We start from the raw sequence: 18646 nt of genomic DNA, 5'->3' as shown, positions 1-18646 counted from the left end.
ATCCGGGGGAGCGGTCCAAGCTCGTGTCCTGGTTCCCGCACCTGCGGTCCCGGCGGGGGCTGGAGCCCGGCCCTGGACCCATCGCCATTTCATCGCCATCTGACGACTGAAGCCCTGCCCCTCCGGGGAGGGACAGGGCTTCTGACCTGCTAAAACATTTGGTGCGCGATACTGGGATTGAACCAGTGACCTCTTCCGTGTCAGGGAAGCGCTCTCCCGCTGAGCTAATCGCGCGAGGTGGAGACGGGATTCGAACCCGTGTACACGGCTTTGCAGGCCGTTGCCTCGCCTCTCGGCCACTCCACCGTGCCAGGCTGCGAGAGCCTACCGAGCGGATGACGGGATTCGAACCCGCGACCCTCACCTTGGCAAGGTGATGCGCTACCAGCTGCGCTACATCCGCACTCCGCAGCTCCAGGGGGTCGAATCCCCGTCGCCGTGGTGTGAGAAAACCATATCGGACCCCGAAAACGGGTTCGACACCGGGGTGTCACTCCGCTGTTGCGAAGCCGTCATCAGGCCAGATCGTGGGGGATCAGGTGGGTGAGCGCGTCGTCCACGTCGACCCACAGGTGCTCGTTGCCCGGGAGCACCACGTCGTAGGTGCGGTCGAGGAAGTCGGCCAGCTCCTGGGCGGACGCCTCGAACATGGCGTGCCCGGACGGCGAGTTCAGCTCGATCAGCACGGATTCGGGGTCTTCGACGGAGGGGCGGATGCGGACGTCCCCGTCACCCGCGTCGGCCAGCAGGCCGTCCGCGAGGAGGTCGCGTGCGTACACCCATTCGACCCAGCCGGCGCGGCCCGTGCGGAACGCGGCGACGACCGCATACGGGTCGCGTGTGTCGTAGCGCAGCTCCACCTTGACCGGAACCGCGGGCGTCCGCGGCGCCAGCAGGTCGAAGACCGCCGTCGAGCGGAGCGTCACGTGATCGTTGCGCATCGTCCTACCCTTCGTCTCCCTTCCCGGCCCGGCCCGGCCGAGGGCGTCACCACTGGGACGCATCGGGAGGCCGATTCCGTCGCAGGTGAGCCGCATATCACCCGTACGGGCCCATCAGCCCCCGTTCGCGCCCGTGATCACCCCACGACGCGCGATCGACCGGCGCGCCCCGTGTGGGCCCACTCCTCCATACTGCGCGGTTTAGTCGCCGGGCGATAGCACCGTCGCACGGATGTCGAACGTGGCGTCGGGCGGCCCCCACCTGCCACGACCCCGGCTAGCTCGGGTTTGTTCGTTCCGTACTCGCCGGTAAGCGGAGTGTGGTCGCCGGAGACCACCCATTTGCAGGCGCCCGGAAGTCGTGCGGTACAGTTCTCCCACCACCGCGAGCGGGCGATTAGCTCAGGGGGAGAGCGCTTCGTTCACACCGAAGAGGTCACTGGTTCGATCCCAGTATCGCCCACGAGATTCGCTGGAAGAGCCCTGTCTGCCGAATGCGCAGACGGGGCTCTTCTCGTTGTGTCCTGTGGGGGTCGAACCCCCACGCCCCCGCCGGGGGTGAGCCCCCGGACCCCCGTGGCTGGTTGCGTTGTGATGTCGGCCACGGCCTAAGTGGAGTGAACGATCCGTTCGGATCTTCCGTATCTGCTGATGAGCGCGGTTCCAGACCCGTCGTGCGGGAAAGTCGGGATCTGCCTCTGAGGCCTGTCGTTGCGGCGGTCTTCTGTCGAACCGGCCCTGCGGGAGGCGTGCTTGTGATCTTCGGTTTCCATGGCCCGGCCACGGCGGGGCGACTTGTGACGGAAACCCGCCCGTGTGACGATGCGGCGACGAACGTCACGGAGTGATCGTCCGGCGCCCGCGCGGCGGTGCCCGCGGCCCCGGCTGGTCCACAGTGGACCGGCGGCCTGCCGCAGTGTCCACAGTAGAGCCCGAAGGCCGGTTCGGCCGTTCGGAAGAGCGCGGGTCCACCCGGGTGCGGGTATCGCTCCATTGGCTACATTCCGTAGTTTTTGTGGGGATACGCCCTATCACGCATCGTCATCGTCTTGTTATCTTGCGGCCATTTTCTGGCGGGAAAGACGCGCTGCATGTGGCTGGAAATCCTTGTAACGATGCTGAGAGGGTCGCCGATACCTTGCCGTGTGAAGCCCTCCGCGGGCACAGCGCGATGTTCCAGCCGTGGTGACTGTACGAAATCACCGCCGGTGACGCAGCGTGCTTGCGGACTCATTCGATCCCTGGTCCCGGGAGGACAGATGGAAGAGTCGGTGCGGCCGTCTTACACGGTGAGCCAGCCACCGCCGCACATCGACCTCCAGGCCATTCCCCGCCCCACCCCGCGGGACGGCAAGCCGGCGGAAACGGCCGGAACGCCGTCTCCCAAGGCATTGCCGGCGGCCTGGGAAGCGAGATACAGAGCCTGGGTCATCGGCAGCGACGTCTTCATCACGCTGCTGGTGATCGCGATCAGCGCGTTCGTCATCGATCGCGTTGCCCCGCACGACATGCACGCCTTCGGCACGATCCTCGCCGTCTTCGTCTCGCTGCCGGTCAGCCGGGCGTGGAGCTCGCGGGTGCTGGGCGAAGGCGCGGAGGAGTACCGCACGCTGGGCCGCGGCTTCATCACCGCGGCCGTCCTGGTCGCACTGGGCGGCCTGCTGTTCGGCGCGCTCGAGGTCCAGGTCTGGGTGTTCGTCGTGGTCCCGGCGATCGCGCTCGTCGCGTTCCCGCAGCGGTACCTGCTGCGCCAGGTCCTGCACCGCAAGCGCGCCAAGGGACTCTGCCTGCTGCCGGTGATGGCCGCGGGCAGCCCGGAAACCGTCGCCGACCTGATCGCGCGCACCAAGTCCGAGGTCCACGTCGGCTGGCGCGTCGAGGCGGCGTGCACGTTCACGGGCCACGGCGCCGAGCGCGACAGCGGCGAGATCGACGGCGTCCCGGTGGTCGGGAGGCTGGAAGAACTTTCGCGGTACGTGCGGCGCGGCGGGTACCGGGTCGTGGCGATCACCGCCGACCAGTACTGGACGCCGAAGCGGTTGCAGCGGCTGGCCTGGGACATGGAGGGCACCGGCGCGGAGATGGTCGTGGCCCCCGTGCTGATGGAGGTCGCCGGGCCCCGGCTCAACGTCACCGGCGTGCTGGGGATGCCGCTGCTGCGGGTCACGGCGCCGATGTTCACCGGCGGCCGCCGCGTGGTGAAGGAGATCGTGGACCGGGCGGGCTCGGCGTTCCTGCTGACCATGCTTTCCCCGCTCCTGCTGGTGATCGCGCTGGCCATCAAGCTCAACGACCGCGGCCCGGTGATCTACCGCCAGCAGCGCGTAGGCCGCGACGGCGCGACGTTCACCATGCTGAAGTTCCGCACGATGGTCACCAACGCCGACGAAATCCGGAAGACCCTCGCCCAGGACAACGAAGGAGCGGGTCCGCTCTTCAAGATGAAGCGCGATCCGCGGATCACCCGCGTGGGTGGTTTCCTCCGCCGATATTCGCTCGACGAGGTGCCCCAGCTGTTCAACGTCGTGTCCGGGAAGATGTCGCTCGTCGGCCCGCGGCCCCCGCTGCCGGAGGAGACCGCGCAGTACGCGCCGGACGCCCGTCGCCGGCTGCTGGTGAAGCCGGGCCTGACCGGTCTCTGGCAGGTGAGCGGGCGCAGCGACCTCACGTGGGCGGAGAGCATCCGGCTCGACCTGCGCTACGTGGAGGACTGGTCGCTGGCCCTGGACCTGGTGATCCTCTGGAAGACGTTCCGCGCGGTGATGGGCGGTCAGGGCGCCTACTGACCCCGTCCGACGAGCCGCGCACGCGCACCACGGCCGCCGATCCCCGCCGAGGGGGTCGGCGGTCGTGTTCGTGTACCCGGTCGGGTGAGGGTCCGTCGCGACTCGTGTGCGGCGCTGTGATCCACACAACTGGTTGAACGTGAAATAGTTCAACGCTCAACCTCGTTGGAGCGGGTAACCGACCCAACGGAAGGAACCCAGCCCCATGACCACCTTTGCCGAGCAGACCGAGGCCCTCGAGCTTCCCGCGGACGTCCAGAACCTCCTCTTCCGCGAGGCGCGCACGGCCAACAGTTTCAGCTCTGAGCCGGTGACCGAGGAGCAGGTCCGCGCGATCTACGACCTCGTCAAGTGGGCCCCGACGTCGATGAACACCCAGCCGCTGCGTGCGCTGGTGCTGCGCACCGCCGAGGCGAAGGCCCGTCTGCTCCCGCACATGGCCCCGGGCAACCGGGACAAGACCGAAGCCGCTCCGCTGACCGTCGTGCTCGCCGCGGACGTCGACTTCCACGAGAACATCCCGCAGGTCTTCCCGCACGCCCCGCAGGTGAAGGACAACTTCTCCGACGAGCAGGGCCGCGTCGAGTTCTCGAAGCTCAACTCGCTGCTGCAGGTCGGCTACTTCATCATCGGCGTCCGCGCCGCCGGCCTGGCCGCCGGGCCGATGACCGGCTTCGACGCCGCCGGGGTGGACGACGAGTTCTTCGCGGACAAGAAGTGGCGCTCGCTGGTCGTCGTCAACGTCGGCAAGCCGGGCGAGAACCCCTGGTTCGACCGCCTGCCGCGGCTGGACTTCGAGCAGGTCGTCGAAACCCTCTGACGCCCTGGTCCCCGATCGGGCAGGCCGCTTCCGGACCCGGAGGCGGCCTGCCCGATCGTTCGCGGACGCGCGTGAGGCCCGCGCGAGCCGACGACTAGCATCGTCGGAGTCATCTCCGTCACCCCAGTCCGAGGAGCCATCGTGTCGCAGTCGCCCCCCGTTTCCCCCGTGGCCACCTCCCGTGTGGTGGTACCGGCGGGCACTACGGCGGGCGCGGCGGTCCGCGAGGCCGGCCTGCCGACCAAGGGCCCGGACACGGTCGTCGTCGTGCGCGACGCCGAGGGCAAGCTGCGCGACCTCGCGTGGGCGCCGGAATCCGACGCCGAAGTCGAGCCGGTCGCCGCGGACACCGAAGACGGCCGCAGCGTCATCCGCCATTCGGCGGCCCACGTGCTCGCCCAGGCCGTCCAGCAGCAGTTCCCGAATGCCAAGCTGGGCATCGGCCCGCCGGTGAAGGACGGCTTCTACTACGACTTCGCCGTCGACACTCCGTTCACCCCGGAGGACCTGCAGGCGCTCGAAAAGCGCATGAAGCAGATCGTCAAGGGCGCCCAGCAGTTCTCGCGGCGTGTTTTCGACTCCGTCGACGAGGCCAAGAAGGAACTGGCGGACGAGCCGTTCAAGCTCGAGCTGGTCGACCTCAAGTCCGAAGTGGACACCTCCGAGGTGATGGAGGTGGGCGAGGGCGAGCTCACCATCTACGACAATCTCGACCCGCGCACCAAGGAACGTGTCTGGAGTGACCTCTGCCGCGGTCCGCACGTGCCGACCACGAAGTTCATCCCCGCGTTCAAGCTGACCCGCGTCGCCGCCGCGTACTGGCGGGGGAGCGAGAAGAACCCGCAGCTGCAGCGGATCTACGGCACCGCGTGGGAGTCCGCCGAGGCGCAGGACGCCTACCTCGAGCGCATCGCCGAGGCCGAGCGCCGCGACCACCGCAAGCTCGGCGCCGAGCTGGACCTGTTCTCCTTCCCCGAGGAGATCGGCTCCGGCCTGCCGGTGTTCCACCCCAAGGGCGGCATCATCCGCCGGGAGCTGGAGAACTACTCGCGCCGCCGCCACGAAGAGGCCGGCTACGAGTTCGTGAACACCCCGCACATCAGCAAGGGCGAGCTGTTCCACACCTCCGGCCACCTGCCGTACTACGCGGACACGATGTTCCCGCCGGTGCAGTTCGATGAGGAGAACTACTACCTCAAGGCCATGAACTGCCCGATGCACAACCTGATCTTCCGCTCGCGCGGGCGGTCCTACCGCGAGCTGCCGCTGCGGCTGTTCGAGTTCGGCACGGTCTACCGCTACGAGAAGTCGGGCGTCGTGCACGGCCTCACCCGCGTGCGCGGCCTGACGATGGACGACTCGCACATCTACTGCACCAAGGAGCAGATGCCGGGCGAGCTCCGGTCGCTGCTGAAGTTCGTGCTCGACCTGCTGGCCGACTACGGCCTCTCCGACTTCTACCTCGAGCTGTCCACCCGCGGTGACTCCGAGAAGTTCATCGGCGAGGACTGGGAGTGGGAGGAGGCCACCGAGACGTTGCGGCAGGCCGCCGTCGACTCCGGCCTCGAGCTGGTCCCGGACCCGGGCGGCGCGGCCTTCTACGGCCCCAAGATCTCGGTGCAGGCCAAGGACGCCATCGGCCGCACCTGGCAGATGTCGACCATCCAGCTGGACTTCAACCAGAACAAGCGGTTCGAGCTCGAGTACACCGCGCCCGACGGTTCGCGCCAGACGCCGGTGATGATCCACCGCGCGCTGTTCGGGTCGATCGAGCGGTTCTTCGGCGTGCTGACCGAGCACTACGCGGGCGCGTTCCCGGCGTGGCTCGCGCCGGTGCAGGTGGTCGGCATCCCGATCACCGCCGACCAGGTCGAGCACCTGCAGGACATCGAAAAGGCGTTGCGCGCCAAGGGGATCCGCGCCGAGGTCGACGCGAGCGACGACCGCATGCAGAAGAAGATCCGCACGCACACCACGCAGAAGGTGCCCTTCATGCTGCTCGCCGGCGCGAAGGACGTCGAGGCGGGCGCGGTGTCGTTCCGCTTCCGCGACGGCGGCCAGATCAACGGCGTGCCGGTGGCCGACGCCGTCGCCGCCATCGCCGGCTGGATCGAGCGCCGTGAGAACGCGTCGCCGTCGGCCGAGGCGCTGGAGACGGTCGTTCGGTGAGTGACGGTCCCGAGCTCGTCGAGCAGCAGGGCACCGGGGTCCAGGACGCGTTCCAGCGCCTCTGGACCCCGCACCGGATGGCCTACATCAAGGGCCAGGACAAGCCGGACGGCGATGAGGACACCGGCTGCCCGTTCTGCCGCATCCCGTCCCTGGACGACAAGACGGGGCTGATCGCCGCGCGCGGCGAAGCGGTGTACGCGGTGCTGAACCTGTACCCGTACAACCCGGGGCACCTGATGGTCGTGCCGTACCGGCACGTCGCGGACTACACCGAGCTGACGGTGGAAGAGACGCGCGAGGTCGCGGAGTTCACCCAGCACGCGATGAAGGTGATCCGCGCGGTGTCCGGTGCGCACGGGTTCAACATCGGCCTGAACCAGGGCGTGATCGCGGGTGCGGGGATCGCCGCGCACCTGCACCAGCACCTGGTGCCGCGCTGGGGTGGCGACGCGAACTTCATGCCGATCATCGGTCAGACGAAGGTGCTCCCGCAATTGCTCGGCGAAACGCGGGATCTGCTCGCCGACGCTTGGTGAAACGCTCGAATGCCGTAACCGGCAAAGCCTGATTGAGTGTTCAACCGAGGGTATGATGGGGGTATGTCCGAAACCCGATGGCTCAGCGACGACGAGCAGCGCGTCTGGCGTGAGTTCAACGCGGCCACCCGCATGCTCAGCGCGCACCTCGAGGGCCAGCTGCAGCACGACTCGGGCATGCCGCACACCTATTACGAAGTCCTCGTCGCGCTCTCGGAAGCGCCCGGCCGCCGGCTGCGGATGAGCGAGCTCGCCGACGCGCGTCAGGCGTCGCGGAGCCGCCTCTCGCACGCGGTCGCGCGCCTGGAAGCCAACGGCTGGGTGCGCCGCGAGGCCTGCCCGACCGACAAGCGCGGCGCGTGGGCGGTGCTGACGGACGCCGGCTTCACCGCGCTCGAGGCGGCCGCGCCCGGGCACGTCGAGGCCGTCCGCGAGAGCCTCTTCGACCCGCTGACGCCCGAGCAGGTCGCCGCGCTCGGCGAGATCAGCGCCGCGATCCGGCAGCGGCTCTCGCCGAAGTGCGCCGCCGCGCAGGCCGCCGAAGAGGCGCGGGAGTACCCCGGCGAGGTCGTCCGGCTGCCGAAATCGGGCTGACCCGGGGCGGCGCGTCGGGTTCACCGGAGCGGGTCGATAGGCTGCCATCGCCCACCCGATCCTCGTAGCCAGGTGTCTCAGACGAACCGATGCTCAATATCTTCGCGCGTGCCTCCGTTTCCCGCGTCACCGATCCGATCGGCCAGGCGCTGGTCCGCGTCGGGCTGACCCCGAACGCGATGACCGTGATCGGCACCGCCGGCGCGGTCATCAGCGCTCTCGCCTTCTTCCCGAACGGCTACCTGCTCTGGGGCACCTTCACGGTGTGGGGCTTCGCCATGCTCGACCTCCTCGACGGCGCCATGGCCCGCGCCCGCGGCTACGGCACCCCGTTCGGCGCGGTGCTCGACGCCACCTGCGACAGGCTGGTCGACGGCGCCCTGTTCGCCGCGATCGCGTGGTGGTGCTTCGTCGTCGACGACAACCACCCGGCGGCCGCCGCGGCCCTGCTGTGCCTGGTGCTCGCCCAGGTCATCTCCTACGTCAAGGCTCGTGCCGACGCGTCCGGCCTGCCGGTCGACGGCGGGCTCGTCGAACGCGCCGAGCGGCTGATCATCGCCCTGGTCGGCACCGGCCTGCACGGCTTCGGCATCCCGTACACCGTGGACGTGACGCTCTGGCTGCTGGCCGTCCTGTCGGTCATCACCCTGCTGCAGCGCTTCGCCGGCGTCGCGAAGGCCGCGCGTGAGGCAGCCGCCGGGGAGCAACCCGCATGAGCGCGCTGTCGGAACGGCTGAGCGCCTTCGGCTACGCCGCCGGGTGGCGGCTGGCCGGCTGGCTGCCCGCCGGGTTCGGCAGCACGGTGTTCTCGCTCGGCGCGGACCTCGCCGTCCGCCGCGACGCCGGGGGCGTGCGGCAGCTGCGCACCAACCTCGCCCGCGTCGTCCCGCAGGCCGACGAGGTCGAGATGGACGAGCTGACCCGGCGCGCGATGCGCTCGTACGCCCGGTACTGGCACGAGACGTTCCGGCTGCCGTCGATGGACCAGAAGGAGGTCAGCGGCAAGGTCGCGGCCTCCATCACCGGAGTCGAGAACCTCGACGCGGCGCTCGCCGAGGGCAACGGCGCGGTGATGGCGCTGCCGCACAGCGGCAACTGGGACATCGCCGGCGTCTGGCTGGCCGACTACCTCGGCGGGTTCACCACCGTGGCCGAGCGGCTGAAGCCCGAGTCGCTCTACCGCCGGTTCGTCGAGTACCGCGAGTCGCTCGGCTTCGAGATCGTGCCGCTGACCGGCGACAGCTCCGCGATGCGCGTGCTGCTGAAGCGGCTGCGCGAGAACAAGGCCGTCTGCCTGGTCGGCGACCGCGACCTCACCACCAGCGGCATCCCGGTGAAGTTCTTCGGCGAGCAGGCCCGCTTCCCCGGCGGCCCGGCGCGGCTGGCCGCCACCACCGGCGCCGCCCTGATCCCGGCCGGCTGCTGGTTCACCGAGGACGGCTGGCAGATCCGCCTGCACCCGCGCATCCGCGTCACCGCGCGCGCCGAGGTCGCGGCGGCGACCCAGGCACTGGCGGACATCTTCGCCGGCGACATCGCCGCGCACCCGGCCGACTGGCACATGGTGCAGAAGTTCTGGCCGGCCGACCTCGAGGCCGCCGAGCAGGCAAACCTCGAAGAAGCGAGCTGACCGCGTGACCGCGCGTCCGATGCGGGTCGGGATCGTCTGCCCCTACTCCTTCGACGTGCCCGGCGGGGTCCAGGGGCACGTGATCGACCTGACGAAGGCGCTGCTGGCGCGCGGGCACCAGGTGTCGGTGCTCGCGCCCGCCGACGAGGACGCCGACCTGCCGCCGTTCGTCCACCCGGCCGGCAAGGCACTCGGCATCCGGTACAACGGCTCGGTCGCGCGGCTGCAGTTCGGCCCGGTGTCCTACGCCCGGGTGCGCCGCTGGATCCGCGACGGCGACTTCGACGTCCTGCACCTGCACGAACCGGCCGCGCCGAGCCTTTCGCTGCTGGCGCTGCTCATCGCGGACGGCCCGATCGTCGCAACGTTCCACACGGCGACCACGCGCTCGCGCACGCTGTCGGCGTTCCAGCCGGTGCTGCGGCCGCTGCTGGAGAAGATCACCGCGCGGATCGCGGTGTCCGCGCTCGCCCGCCGGGTGCAGGTGGAGCACGCGGGCGGCGACGCCGTGGAGATCCCCAACGGCGTCGACGTCGGCTTCTTCTCCTCGGCGACGCCGCTGCCGGGCTATCCGCGGGCCGGCGGCACGGTCGGGTTCGTCGGCCGCTTCGGCGAGCCGCGCAAGGGCATGGGCGTTCTGCTGGAGGCGCTGCGGCGGATCCTGCCGGAGTTCGAGGACCTGCGGCTGGTCGTCGTCGGCCGCGGCGACGAGGACCAGCTGCGCCGCGACGCCGGTCCCGAGCTGGCGCCGCACCTGGAGCTGCTCGGGCAGGCCGACAACGACGTGAAGGCCCAGGCGCTGCGCAGCGTCGACGTCTACTGCGCGCCCAACACCGGCGGCGAGAGCTTCGGGATGATCCTCACCGAGGCGATGGCCGCGGGGACGCCGGTGCTGGCCAGTGGCCTCGACTCGTTCCGGCGGGTGCTCGACGACGGCCACGCCGGGATGCTCGTCGACACCGGCGACCCGGCGGCCCTCGCGGACGGGCTGCGCGAGCTGCTCGGCGACCCGGCGCGGCGGGCGTCGCTGGCCGCGGCGGCGGGGGAGCGGGTGACGATGTTCGACTGGTCGGTCGTGGCGACGCAGGTGCTGCGCGTCTACGAGACGGCCGTCGCCGCCGACCCGCGGCGCGTCGCGGCGCCGGAGCGGGAGCCGGCCCGGTGAGCGTGCTCGGCTGGCTGCTGCCGGTGCTGGCGCTGGTCGTCGTGCTGGGCGGGCTCTTCCTGGTGGCGACGGCGAACCGGCTCGACCGGCTGCACGTCCGGATGGACGCGGGCTGGGCGGCGCTCGACGCGGCGCTGGCGCGGCGCGCGGTCGTCGCCCGCGCGGTCGCGGTGGTGCTGGGCGATACGGGCCTGCGGACGCTGGCCGAGGAGGCCGAAGCGGCACCACGGGCGGATCGCGAAGGTTCCGAGAACGAGTTGACGCTGCAGCTGAGCCGCGTCGACCGGGCCGGCCTGCCGGCCGAGCTGGCCGAGGAGCTGACCGACGCGGAGCACCGCGTGGTGATCGCCCGCCGCGTCCACAACGACGCCGTCCGCGACACGCTGCGCCTGCGGCGGCGGCGGAAGGTGCGGTACTTCCGGCTCGCGGGCACGGCGCCGCTGCCGGAGTACTTCGAGTTCGCCGAGCCGGAGGTCTGACGTGTGGTGGGTGGTCGTCGAGGAGCAACGCGGCTCGGGTGACAGCCGCAGCTGGTCGCTGTCGGAGACGTTCTCCTTCGCCGACCAGGCGACCGCCGAAGCCGCGGCGGAGCAGCTCGCGCGGGAGTTCGAGCCCGCCCACCCGTGGTCGCCGAAGTCGCGGAGGGTGCTGCGCGGCCCCGGCGGCTACCTGGTGATCGTGGAAGGCCAGATGTCGACGTTCCACTTCCGGCTCAGCGTGCTCGAAGAGCTCTGAAACCTTTCGGCCCCCGCCCGCGTCGGACCGGGCATGAGTCCGACGTGGTGGGTGGTCATCGAAGAGCAGGGCGGCATGGGCGACGGCCGCGGCTGGGGCGTCGCGGAGGCGACGCCGTACCCGGACCGCCAGAGCGCGGACGACGACGCGTACCTGCTCGCCAAGCAGCACCGGCCGCCGCGGCCGTCGTCGCCGCAGAAACGGGTGGTGCTGCGCGTGACCGACGGGTACTTGGTGCTGGTGAAGGGCAAGACCGACCTGTGGCAGTTTCGCGTGACTGTCGGCGAGCAGGCCTGACAGACTGGGCGGCATGACGGAGCCCGATGCTTGCGAGGTCGCCCACGGCACGGTCGCGGCCGATCCGGCCGTGCGGACGCTGGTCGCCGTGTTCGCGTCGCCGGTGTCGCGGTACCTGCTGAAGTTCGCGAAGGACCTCGGTTACCACGTCGCGTTGTTCGAGCCGGACCTCGCGCGGGCCACCGACGGGCCGGACGGCGTCGACGCGGAGACGACGATGCCGCCGCTGGACGCGTCGGCGGACGTGGTCGTCACCGACCACCACCGGCTCGAGCTGGGCGTGGTGCTGAAGGCCGCGCTCGACCAGGCGCCCCGGTGGATCGGGGTGCTCGGCAACCCGCGGCACGCCGGTCCGCACGAGGCCGCGCTGCGCGGTCTCGGCGTCGCGGAGGCCGAGATCGCCCGCGTGCACCGGCCGGTGGGCCTGAACATCGGCTCCCGCACGCCGCCGGAGATCGCGATCGCCACGCTGGCCGGCCTGCTGGCCGACCGCAACGACCGCCCCGGCGGCTTCACCTTCTGACGCGCGCCGGCCGACACGCGTACACAGCCGGCCGACACGCGTACCCAGACGGCCGACTCGCGTACGCAGCTGGACGACACGGCGCGCGCGGTCCGGCGTTCGCCGTGTCGTCCATCCAGGTGCGCGTGTCGTCCACCTGGGTACGCGTGTCGTCCGTTCCGGGCGCTAGTGGACAGCCATTCCTTCCGGCATCGGCTCGAACCTCGCGTGGCGGCGGGTGAACGTCGCCGTGCCGGAGCTCATCGAGCGCAGGTCGATCAGGTAGCGCAGGAGCTCCGTCGCCGGGACCTCCGCGCGGATCACCGTCCGCCCGCCGTCGCCGGCTTCGGTGCCCAGCACCCGGCCGCGGCGGGACGACAGGTCGCCGAGCACCGTGCCGAGGTGCTCGTCCGGGAGCCGGATCGCCACCTCCTCGAGGGGCTCCAGCATCGTGATGTGCCCGCTCGCCGCGGCCTCGCGCAACGCGAGCGCGCCCGCAGTCTGGAACGCCGCGTCCGACGAGTCCACGCTGTGCGCCTTGCCGTCGACCAGCGTGACCTTCACGTCCACGACCGGGTGCCCGTCGGACAGCCCGCGCGCCAGCTGGGCCCGCACGCCCTTCTCCACGCTCGGGATGAACTGGTGCGGCACCGACCCGCCGACGACCTTGTCCACGAACTGGAACCCGCCGCCGCGGGGGAGCGGCTCGACCTCGATGTCGCAGACGGCGAACTGGCCGTGGCCGCCGGACTGCTTCACGTGCCGCCCGTGTCCCTTGGCCGGCTTGCTGAAGGTCGCGCGCAGGCTGATCTTCACCGGTTCGGTGTCGACGTCCGCGCCGCCCGCCCGCAGTCGCGAGAGGACGACGTCCGCGTGGGCCTCGCCCATGCACCACAGCACCAGCTGGTTGGTCTCGGCGTTGCGGTCCAGCCGCAGCGTCGGGTCGCCGGCGACGAGGCGGGAAAGGTTGCGCGCCAACGTGTCCTCGTCGCTGCGGGTCTTCGCGACCACCGCCACCGGCAGCAGTGGCTCGGGCATCGCCCACGGCTCCATCAGCAACGGCTCTTCCGGCGAGGAGACGGTGTCACCGGTCTCGGCCGAGCCGACCTTCGTCAGCGCGCAGAGGTCGCCCGCGACGCAGTAGGGCACCTCCCGCAGGTTCGCGCCGAGCGGGGAGTAGAGGTGCGCGACGCGCTCGTCGGCGTCGTGGTCCTCGTGCCCGCGTTCGGCGAGGCCGTGCCCGGACACGTGCACCGGCCGCTCCGGCCGCAGCGTCCCGGAGAACACCCGGACGAGGGACACCCGGCCGACGTAGGAGTCGACGGCCGTCCGGACGACCTCCGCGGCGAGGGGGCCCTCGGGGTCGGCGGTGATGGCGGTGTGCGCGGCGCCGTCCGGCGTCGTGACGTCGGGTGGCTGGTGCTCGAGCGGGGAGGGGAACGCGCGGACGATCCCGTCCAGCACCTCGGCCAGGCCGATCCCGCTGGTCGCGCAGACCGGGATGACGGGGTGGAACGACCCGCGCGCGACGGCGGTTTCGAGGTCGGCGATCAGGACCTCCTCGGCGATCTCTTCGCCGCCGAGGTAGCGCTCCATCAGGGACTCGTCCTCGCTCTCGGCGATGATCCCTTCGATCAGCTCGTTGCGGGCCTCGGCCATCCGCTCCAGGTCGGCCGGGTCGGGTGCGCCGATCTTCGGCGGGTGCCCGGCGGAGTAGTCGAAGTACCGCTGGGTGATCAGCCCGACCAGGCCGTCGCCGGCGGGCAGGTACAGCGGCAGGACGCCGGCGCCGAACGCGGCCTGGCAGGCGGCGATCTCGGCCATCGCGTCGGCCCGGTGGTGGTCGAGCCGGGAGACGACGACCGCGCGCGGCATGCCGACGGCGGCGCACTCCTCCCACACCGCGACCGTCGCCGCGTCGACGCCCTCGGCGGCACAGACGACGAACAGCGCCGCGTCGGCGGCGCGCAGCCCGGCCCGCAGCTCCCCGACGAAGTCGGCGTACCCGGGCGTGTCGATCAGGTTGATCTTGTGGCCCTGGTGCAGCACCGGCGCGACCGAGAGGCCGACCGAACGCTGCTGCCGGACCGCCGCGGGGTCGTGGTCGCACACCGTCGTCCCCTCGACCACCGAGCCCGCGCGCGGCACCGTGCCGGACGCCGCGAGGAGGGCCTCCGTGAGGGTCGTCTTCCCCGAGCCGGACGGGCCGACGAGCACGACGTTGCGGACCTTCGCGGGGTCGTCCACAGCGACGGCGGCCCCGGTGTCGGCGTTCTTGGCTTGTTTGTCGGCCATGACGACTCCTCGGCGAACGGCTGGTGTACGTGGTGTGTCCTCGATCACACACCCGCTACCCTGGTCACGGCAAGGCAGTGCCCTCGGGACCAGCCGAATGCCCGGGGGAGCGGCGGGGCAGGGGGAGCGTGTGGACAGGCGGACTTTCTTGCGGGTTTCCGGAGCGGTGCCGGTGGCGGGCCTGGCGGGGTGGCCGCCGCCGGACGACTGGGAGCGGCTCCGGAAGCGGCTTTCCGGCCCGCTGTTCCGGCCGGGCGACCCCGGCTATCCGGAGGCAAAGCAGGCGTTCTTCACGATGTACGACGACCGGATGCCGGCGGCGGTCGTCGGCGCGGCGCGCGTCGAGGACGTCCAGGAGGCCATCGGGTTCGCGGCCCGGCACCGGCTGCCGGTGGCCGCCCGCAGTGGCGGGCACAGCTATCCCGGCTATTCCACTGTGGACGGCGGCATCGTGGTGGACCTGAGCCGGTTCCACGGCATCGAAGTGCGACCGGACGGCCGCGCGGTGATCGGCGCCGGCGCCCGGCTGGGCCCGATCGCGGCGACGCTCGCCGCCCGCGGCCGGGTGCTGCCCGCCGGCACCTGCGAGACGGTCGGCATCGCCGGGCTCACCCTCGGCGGCGGGCTCGGCCTCGTCGACCGGAAGTACGGGCTGACCTGCGACCACCTGGAGGCGGCGCGGATCGTCACGGCCGACGGCCGGGCGCGCACGGTGTCAGCGACGGCGGAGCCGGACCTGTTCTGGGCGCTGCGCGGCGGGGGCGGCGGGAACTTCGGCATCGTCACGGGGTTCACGTTCCGGACGGTGCCGGCGGCGGACGTCGCGACCTTCGCGCTGGACTTCCCGGACGGGACGCAGGCCGCGCTGCTCGGCGCGTGGCAGGAGTGGGTGCCGGGCCTGCCGGACGAACTGTGGTCGGGGATGGGCCTCGCGGCCGGGCGCGCCGGGACCAGCGGGACGTTCCTCGGTCCCGAGAAGCGGTTGAACGAGCTGCTTGACGACCTCGTCCGCCGCGTGGGCACCCCGCCTGGCGAACGGCGAATCCGCGTCACCGACCACCTGAGCGCGATGCGGTCCTTCGACACCCGCGAGGCCACCGTCCGGGAGGCGTACGTCGGCACGTCGCGGATGCTGCGGCGGCCGGCTCCCGACCCGGCCGCGGTCGTCGAGGTGCTGACCCGGGATCCGCGCGTCGACACGCTCGTCGACTCGGCCGGCGGCGCGATCGCCCGCGTCGGCGTGGGGGAGACGGCGTTCCCGCACCGCACCGCGCTGGCGAGCTTCCAGTTCCTGCACGGCGCGACGCCCGCGGAGGGCGGCGAGGCCGGAGCGCGGCGTTCGCTCGCCGCCGTGCGCGACGGGCTCGGGCCGGAGTTCGGCACCACCGGCTACGTCAACTACCTCGACCCGGAGCTGCCGGACTGGGCCGAGGCGTACTACGGACCGAACCTGCCGCGGCTGCGCGGTGTCGCCCGAAAGTATGACGCACGAGGAATTTTCGCTTTCCCGCAAGGACTTTCGGCGCCCCGCTCGACTGTCCACTTGGGATAGACTTAGACTGCGCGGCACGTCGGCAGAGAGGCAGCGCGTGCTCGACCTGGCATTCTCCACAGAGGACCTGGCGCACACCCGGTTCGCGTTCTCCCCGGCGTGGGAGGTCGTGGCGAGCGTCCGCGTCCTGAACCGGCCGGGGGAGCACGCCCTGCACCTGCCGTGGGTCAAGCGCGCGACCGCGGCGATCGAGGAGGCCGGGCTCGACATCGGACTGCTGCGCGAGCTCGTCCCGCTGCGGCACCTGCCCGGGTTCCTGGCCGGCACGCCGTCGACCCCGCTGCCCGAGCTGGCCGACGAGCTCGCCGACCTGCGTGACGTGCCCGCCCGCGTCGTCCGGCGCGAGCTGGACGCGATGACCGGGCCGCGCACGCCCGCGCTGAACCGCTTCCACCGCGACCCCGAAGCCGGCCTCGACCGGCTGGCGGCGTTGATGGAGCGGTACTGGGACCTGGTGCTCGCCCCGGACTGGCCCCGGATCCGCGCGCTGCTCGAGGCCGACGTGCTGCACCGGTCGCGGCTGCTGGCCCAGGGCGGTGCCGCCGAGCTGTTCAACGACCTCACCCCGCTGGTCCGCTGGCAGGGCGGCACGCTCACGGTCGCGCACCGCCACCTGCACGCGGCCGTGCCGCTCGACGGGCGCGGCTTGGTGCTGGTGCCTTCGGCGTTCGTCTGGCCGCGGGTGTTCTCCAAGACCGACCCGCGGTGGCAGCCGGTGCTGCGCTACCCGCCGCGCGGGATCGCGACGCTCTGGGAGACCGGCACCGCCGTCGCGCCCGGCGCGCTGGCCGCCGTGGTGGGCCGCGGCCGGGCCATGCTGCTGGCCGAGCTGACCGCGCCGGCGTCCACCGCCGAGCTCGCCCGCCGGACCGGGCTGAGCGCCGGGGCCGTGTCGCAGCACCTGGGCGTCCTGAAGGCCGCGGGCCTGGTCAGCGGGCACCGTGCCGGACGTCACGTGCTGTACGCGCGCACCCGGGCCGCGGAAGTCCTGGTCGCGGGCGTCCCCGAAGTGGACTCCTGAGATAGCCGCGTACTGGCCTGCTTGAAGGGTCCACCGCCGACCTACGCTCGAACTGTCACCCCCTGTTGTCTTTGTGGAAAGGCCCCGTCGTGTCCGAGCAGCAGACCACCCCCAGTGGCACCGTCCAGTCCGTCACCGGCACCGCCAAGGTGAAGCGCGGCATGGCCGAGATGCTCAAGGGCGGCGTGATCATGGACGTGGTCACCGCCGAGCAGGCCAAGATCGCCGAAGACGCCGGCGCGGTCGCGGTGATGGCGCTGGAGCGCGTGCCCGCCGACATCCGCGCGCAGGGCGGCGTCGCGCGGATGAGCGACCCCGACCTGATCGACGGCATCATCGAGGCCGTCTCGATCCCGGTGATGGCGAAGGCCCGCATCGGCCACTTCGTCGAGGCGCAGGTGCTGCAGTCCCTCGGGGTCGACTACGTGGACGAGTCCGAGGTGCTCACCCCGGCCGACTACGCCAACCACATCGACAAGTGGGCGTTCACGGTGCCCTTCGTCTGCGGCGCGACCAACCTGGGCGAGGCCCTGCGCCGGATCACCGAGGGCGCGGCGATGATCCGCTCCAAGGGCGAGGCCGGCACCGGCGACGTCTCCAACGCGACCACGCACATGCGCCAGATCCGCGGCGAGATCCGCAAGCTGACGTCGCTGCCGGAGGACGAGCTGTTCGTCGCGGCGAAGGAGCTGCAGGCGCCGTACGAGCTGGTCCGCGAGGTGGCGCGGGCGGGCAAGCTGCCGGTGGTGCTGTTCACCGCGGGCGGCATCGCCACCCCGGCCGACGCGGCGATGATGATGCAGCTCGGCGCGGAGGGCGTGTTCGTCGGATCGGGCATCTTCAAGTCCGGCAACCCGGCCCAGCGCGCGGCGGCGATCGTCAAGGCGACGACGTTCCACGACGACCCGGACGTCCTCGCGAAGATCTCGCGCGGCTTGGGGGAGGCCATGGTCGGCATCAACGTCGAGGAGCTCCCGGAGCCGCACCGCCTCGCCGAGCGCGGCTGGTGACTTCCTAGATGTATTCGGAGATCTCGACGCCGTAGGTACCCGGCTCGAGGGCTTCGAAGAGGTGCGGGACGTCGCCCGGGTAGGAGATGTAGTCGCCGGGGAGGAGCTCCTCCGGTGCGTCCAGCATGCCCACCCGGGCGCGTCCCGCGCACAGCACGATGTGCTCCATCACGCCCGTCATGTGCGGGTCGGACCGCCGCGGGGTGCCCGGCTCGCCGCGCACGACGTAGATGTCGCGGCGGGCTCCGGTCGGACAGGCCGACAGCAGCGTGCACGCGTAGTCGGCGTGCTCGGCGAAGACCGTCGGGCCCTTGCCGGCGCGGATGACGCGGACCTTCGGCCGCTCCGGCTCGACGAGCCGTGAGAACGGCACGTCGAGGGCGACGCCGAGGGCCCACAGCGTCTCGACGCTGGGGTTGCCCGTGCCGGACTCGAGCTGGGAGAGCGTCGACTTGGCCAGGCCGGCGCGGCGCGCGACCTCGGTCAGGGACAAGCCCGCGCGGGTGCGTTCCCGGCGCAGGGACGCCGCGATGATCTCCAGGGGCGCGCCGGTCGTTTCCTGCGGCATCTGCTGTTCGCTCCATCGGTCG

At 71.5% G+C, this 18646-nt stretch carries 18 protein-coding genes and 4 tRNA genes; 16 read left to right on the top strand and 6 right to left on the bottom strand.

Going from position 1 to position 18646, the window contains the following annotated elements:
* Positions 1 to 159: 159 nt before the first annotated feature.
* The 4 genes from ACZ7OU_RS34710 to ACZ7OU_RS34695 form a co-directional block, all read right to left on the bottom strand.
* Positions 160 to 234, bottom strand: a tRNA-Val gene (locus ACZ7OU_RS34710).
* Position 235: 1 nt separating this feature from the next.
* Positions 236 to 306, bottom strand: a tRNA-Cys gene (locus ACZ7OU_RS34705).
* A 24-nt stretch (positions 307 to 330) separates the two neighbouring features.
* Positions 331 to 403, bottom strand: a tRNA-Gly gene (locus tag ACZ7OU_RS34700).
* A 112-nt stretch (positions 404 to 515) separates the two neighbouring features.
* On the bottom strand, positions 516 to 941 hold the full coding sequence (locus ACZ7OU_RS34695; protein ID WP_033293569.1) for an SsgA family sporulation/cell division regulator: 426 nt from the start codon (positions 939 to 941) through the stop codon (positions 516 to 518).
* 391 nt (positions 942 to 1332) lie between these two features.
* On the opposite strand from ACZ7OU_RS34695, the gene ACZ7OU_RS34690 reads away from it, so the two are divergent.
* The 13 genes from ACZ7OU_RS34690 (at position 1333) to ACZ7OU_RS34630 (ending at position 12199) form a co-directional block, all read left to right on the top strand.
* A tRNA-Val gene (locus tag ACZ7OU_RS34690) sits at positions 1333 to 1404 on the top strand.
* 796 nt (positions 1405 to 2200) lie between these two features.
* Positions 2201 to 3727, top strand: coding sequence for a sugar transferase (locus ACZ7OU_RS34685; protein WP_470244663.1), 1527 nt, complete (start codon positions 2201 to 2203; stop codon positions 3725 to 3727).
* 205 nt (positions 3728 to 3932) lie between these two features.
* Positions 3933 to 4547, top strand: coding sequence for a malonic semialdehyde reductase (locus tag ACZ7OU_RS34680; protein ID WP_470258447.1), 615 nt, complete (start codon positions 3933 to 3935; stop codon positions 4545 to 4547).
* A gap of 141 nt (positions 4548 to 4688) precedes the next feature.
* Positions 4689 to 6716 (top strand): threonine--tRNA ligase, encoded by a 2028-nt coding sequence (gene thrS, locus ACZ7OU_RS34675; protein WP_470258446.1) that lies wholly within the window; start codon positions 4689 to 4691, stop codon positions 6714 to 6716.
* Positions 6713 to 7255, top strand: a complete 543-nt coding sequence (locus ACZ7OU_RS34670) for an HIT family protein (RefSeq protein WP_470258445.1) — start codon at positions 6713 to 6715, stop codon at positions 7253 to 7255. The genes thrS and ACZ7OU_RS34670 overlap by 4 nt, the downstream gene beginning before the upstream one ends.
* Positions 7256 to 7318: 63 nt before the next feature.
* Positions 7319 to 7849, top strand: coding sequence for a MarR family winged helix-turn-helix transcriptional regulator (locus tag ACZ7OU_RS34665; protein WP_360476561.1), 531 nt, complete (start codon positions 7319 to 7321; stop codon positions 7847 to 7849).
* Positions 7850 to 7938: 89 nt separating this feature from the next.
* Positions 7939 to 8565: a phosphatidylinositol phosphate synthase gene (pgsA, locus tag ACZ7OU_RS34660; protein ID WP_360476558.1), complete on the top strand. Its 627-nt coding sequence runs from the start codon at positions 7939 to 7941 to the stop codon at positions 8563 to 8565.
* The gene (locus ACZ7OU_RS34655; RefSeq protein WP_470258444.1) at positions 8562 to 9479 is read left to right on the top strand and encodes a phosphatidylinositol mannoside acyltransferase; all 918 of its coding nucleotides are present in this window, start codon (positions 8562 to 8564) and stop codon (positions 9477 to 9479) included. Before pgsA ends, ACZ7OU_RS34655 begins: the two co-directional genes overlap by 4 nt.
* Positions 9480 to 9498: 19 nt before the next feature.
* Positions 9499 to 10644: a glycosyltransferase family 4 protein gene (locus tag ACZ7OU_RS34650; protein ID WP_470259027.1), complete on the top strand. Its 1146-nt coding sequence runs from the start codon at positions 9499 to 9501 to the stop codon at positions 10642 to 10644.
* Complete coding sequence (locus ACZ7OU_RS34645) at positions 10641 to 11123, top strand: NUDIX hydrolase (RefSeq protein ID WP_470244658.1); 483 nt, start codon at positions 10641 to 10643, stop codon at positions 11121 to 11123. The genes ACZ7OU_RS34650 and ACZ7OU_RS34645 overlap by 4 nt, the downstream gene beginning before the upstream one ends.
* Position 11124: 1 nt before the next feature.
* On the top strand, positions 11125 to 11379 hold the full coding sequence (locus ACZ7OU_RS34640) for a hypothetical protein (protein ID WP_470258443.1): 255 nt from the start codon (positions 11125 to 11127) through the stop codon (positions 11377 to 11379).
* 33 nt (positions 11380 to 11412) lie between these two features.
* Positions 11413 to 11676, top strand: coding sequence for a hypothetical protein (locus tag ACZ7OU_RS34635; protein ID WP_470244656.1), 264 nt, complete (start codon positions 11413 to 11415; stop codon positions 11674 to 11676).
* 13 nt (positions 11677 to 11689) lie between these two features.
* Positions 11690 to 12199 (top strand): XdhC family protein, encoded by a 510-nt coding sequence (locus ACZ7OU_RS34630; protein WP_470258442.1) that lies wholly within the window; start codon positions 11690 to 11692, stop codon positions 12197 to 12199.
* Between the two features lie 165 nt (positions 12200 to 12364).
* On the opposite strand, the gene ACZ7OU_RS34625 is transcribed toward ACZ7OU_RS34630, so the two are convergent.
* Entirely contained in the window at positions 12365 to 14473 is a 2109-nt protein-coding gene (locus ACZ7OU_RS34625) for an elongation factor G-like protein EF-G2 (RefSeq protein ID WP_470244654.1), read from the bottom strand.
* A gap of 130 nt (positions 14474 to 14603) precedes the next feature.
* On the opposite strand from ACZ7OU_RS34625, the gene ACZ7OU_RS34620 reads away from it, so the two are divergent.
* The 3 genes from ACZ7OU_RS34620 (at position 14604) to pdxS (ending at position 18056) form a co-directional block, all read left to right on the top strand.
* A complete protein-coding gene (locus ACZ7OU_RS34620) occupies positions 14604 to 16025 on the top strand; it encodes an FAD-binding oxidoreductase (RefSeq protein WP_470258441.1) in 1422 nt (473 codons plus the stop codon).
* Between the two features lie 37 nt (positions 16026 to 16062).
* A complete protein-coding gene (locus ACZ7OU_RS34615) occupies positions 16063 to 17046 on the top strand; it encodes a DUF5937 family protein (RefSeq protein WP_470244652.1) in 984 nt (327 codons plus the stop codon).
* 89 nt (positions 17047 to 17135) lie between these two features.
* Complete coding sequence (gene pdxS / locus ACZ7OU_RS34610; RefSeq protein ID WP_470258440.1) at positions 17136 to 18056, top strand: pyridoxal 5'-phosphate synthase lyase subunit PdxS; 921 nt, start codon at positions 17136 to 17138, stop codon at positions 18054 to 18056.
* Between the two features lie 4 nt (positions 18057 to 18060).
* Here the strand turns inward: pdxS and ACZ7OU_RS34605 are convergent, their stop codons facing one another.
* Positions 18061 to 18624 carry a helix-turn-helix domain-containing protein gene (locus tag ACZ7OU_RS34605; RefSeq protein WP_470244650.1) on the bottom strand — a complete coding sequence of 188 codons (564 nt, stop codon included), beginning with the start codon at positions 18622 to 18624 and terminating at the stop codon, positions 18061 to 18063.
* Between the last annotated feature and the right edge of the window lie 22 nt (positions 18625 to 18646).

The organism is Amycolatopsis sp. NPDC114505, from assembly GCF_055633615.1.
Note: the sequence above shows the minus strand (reverse complement) of the source record. Positions and strands in the feature narration are given on the sequence as shown.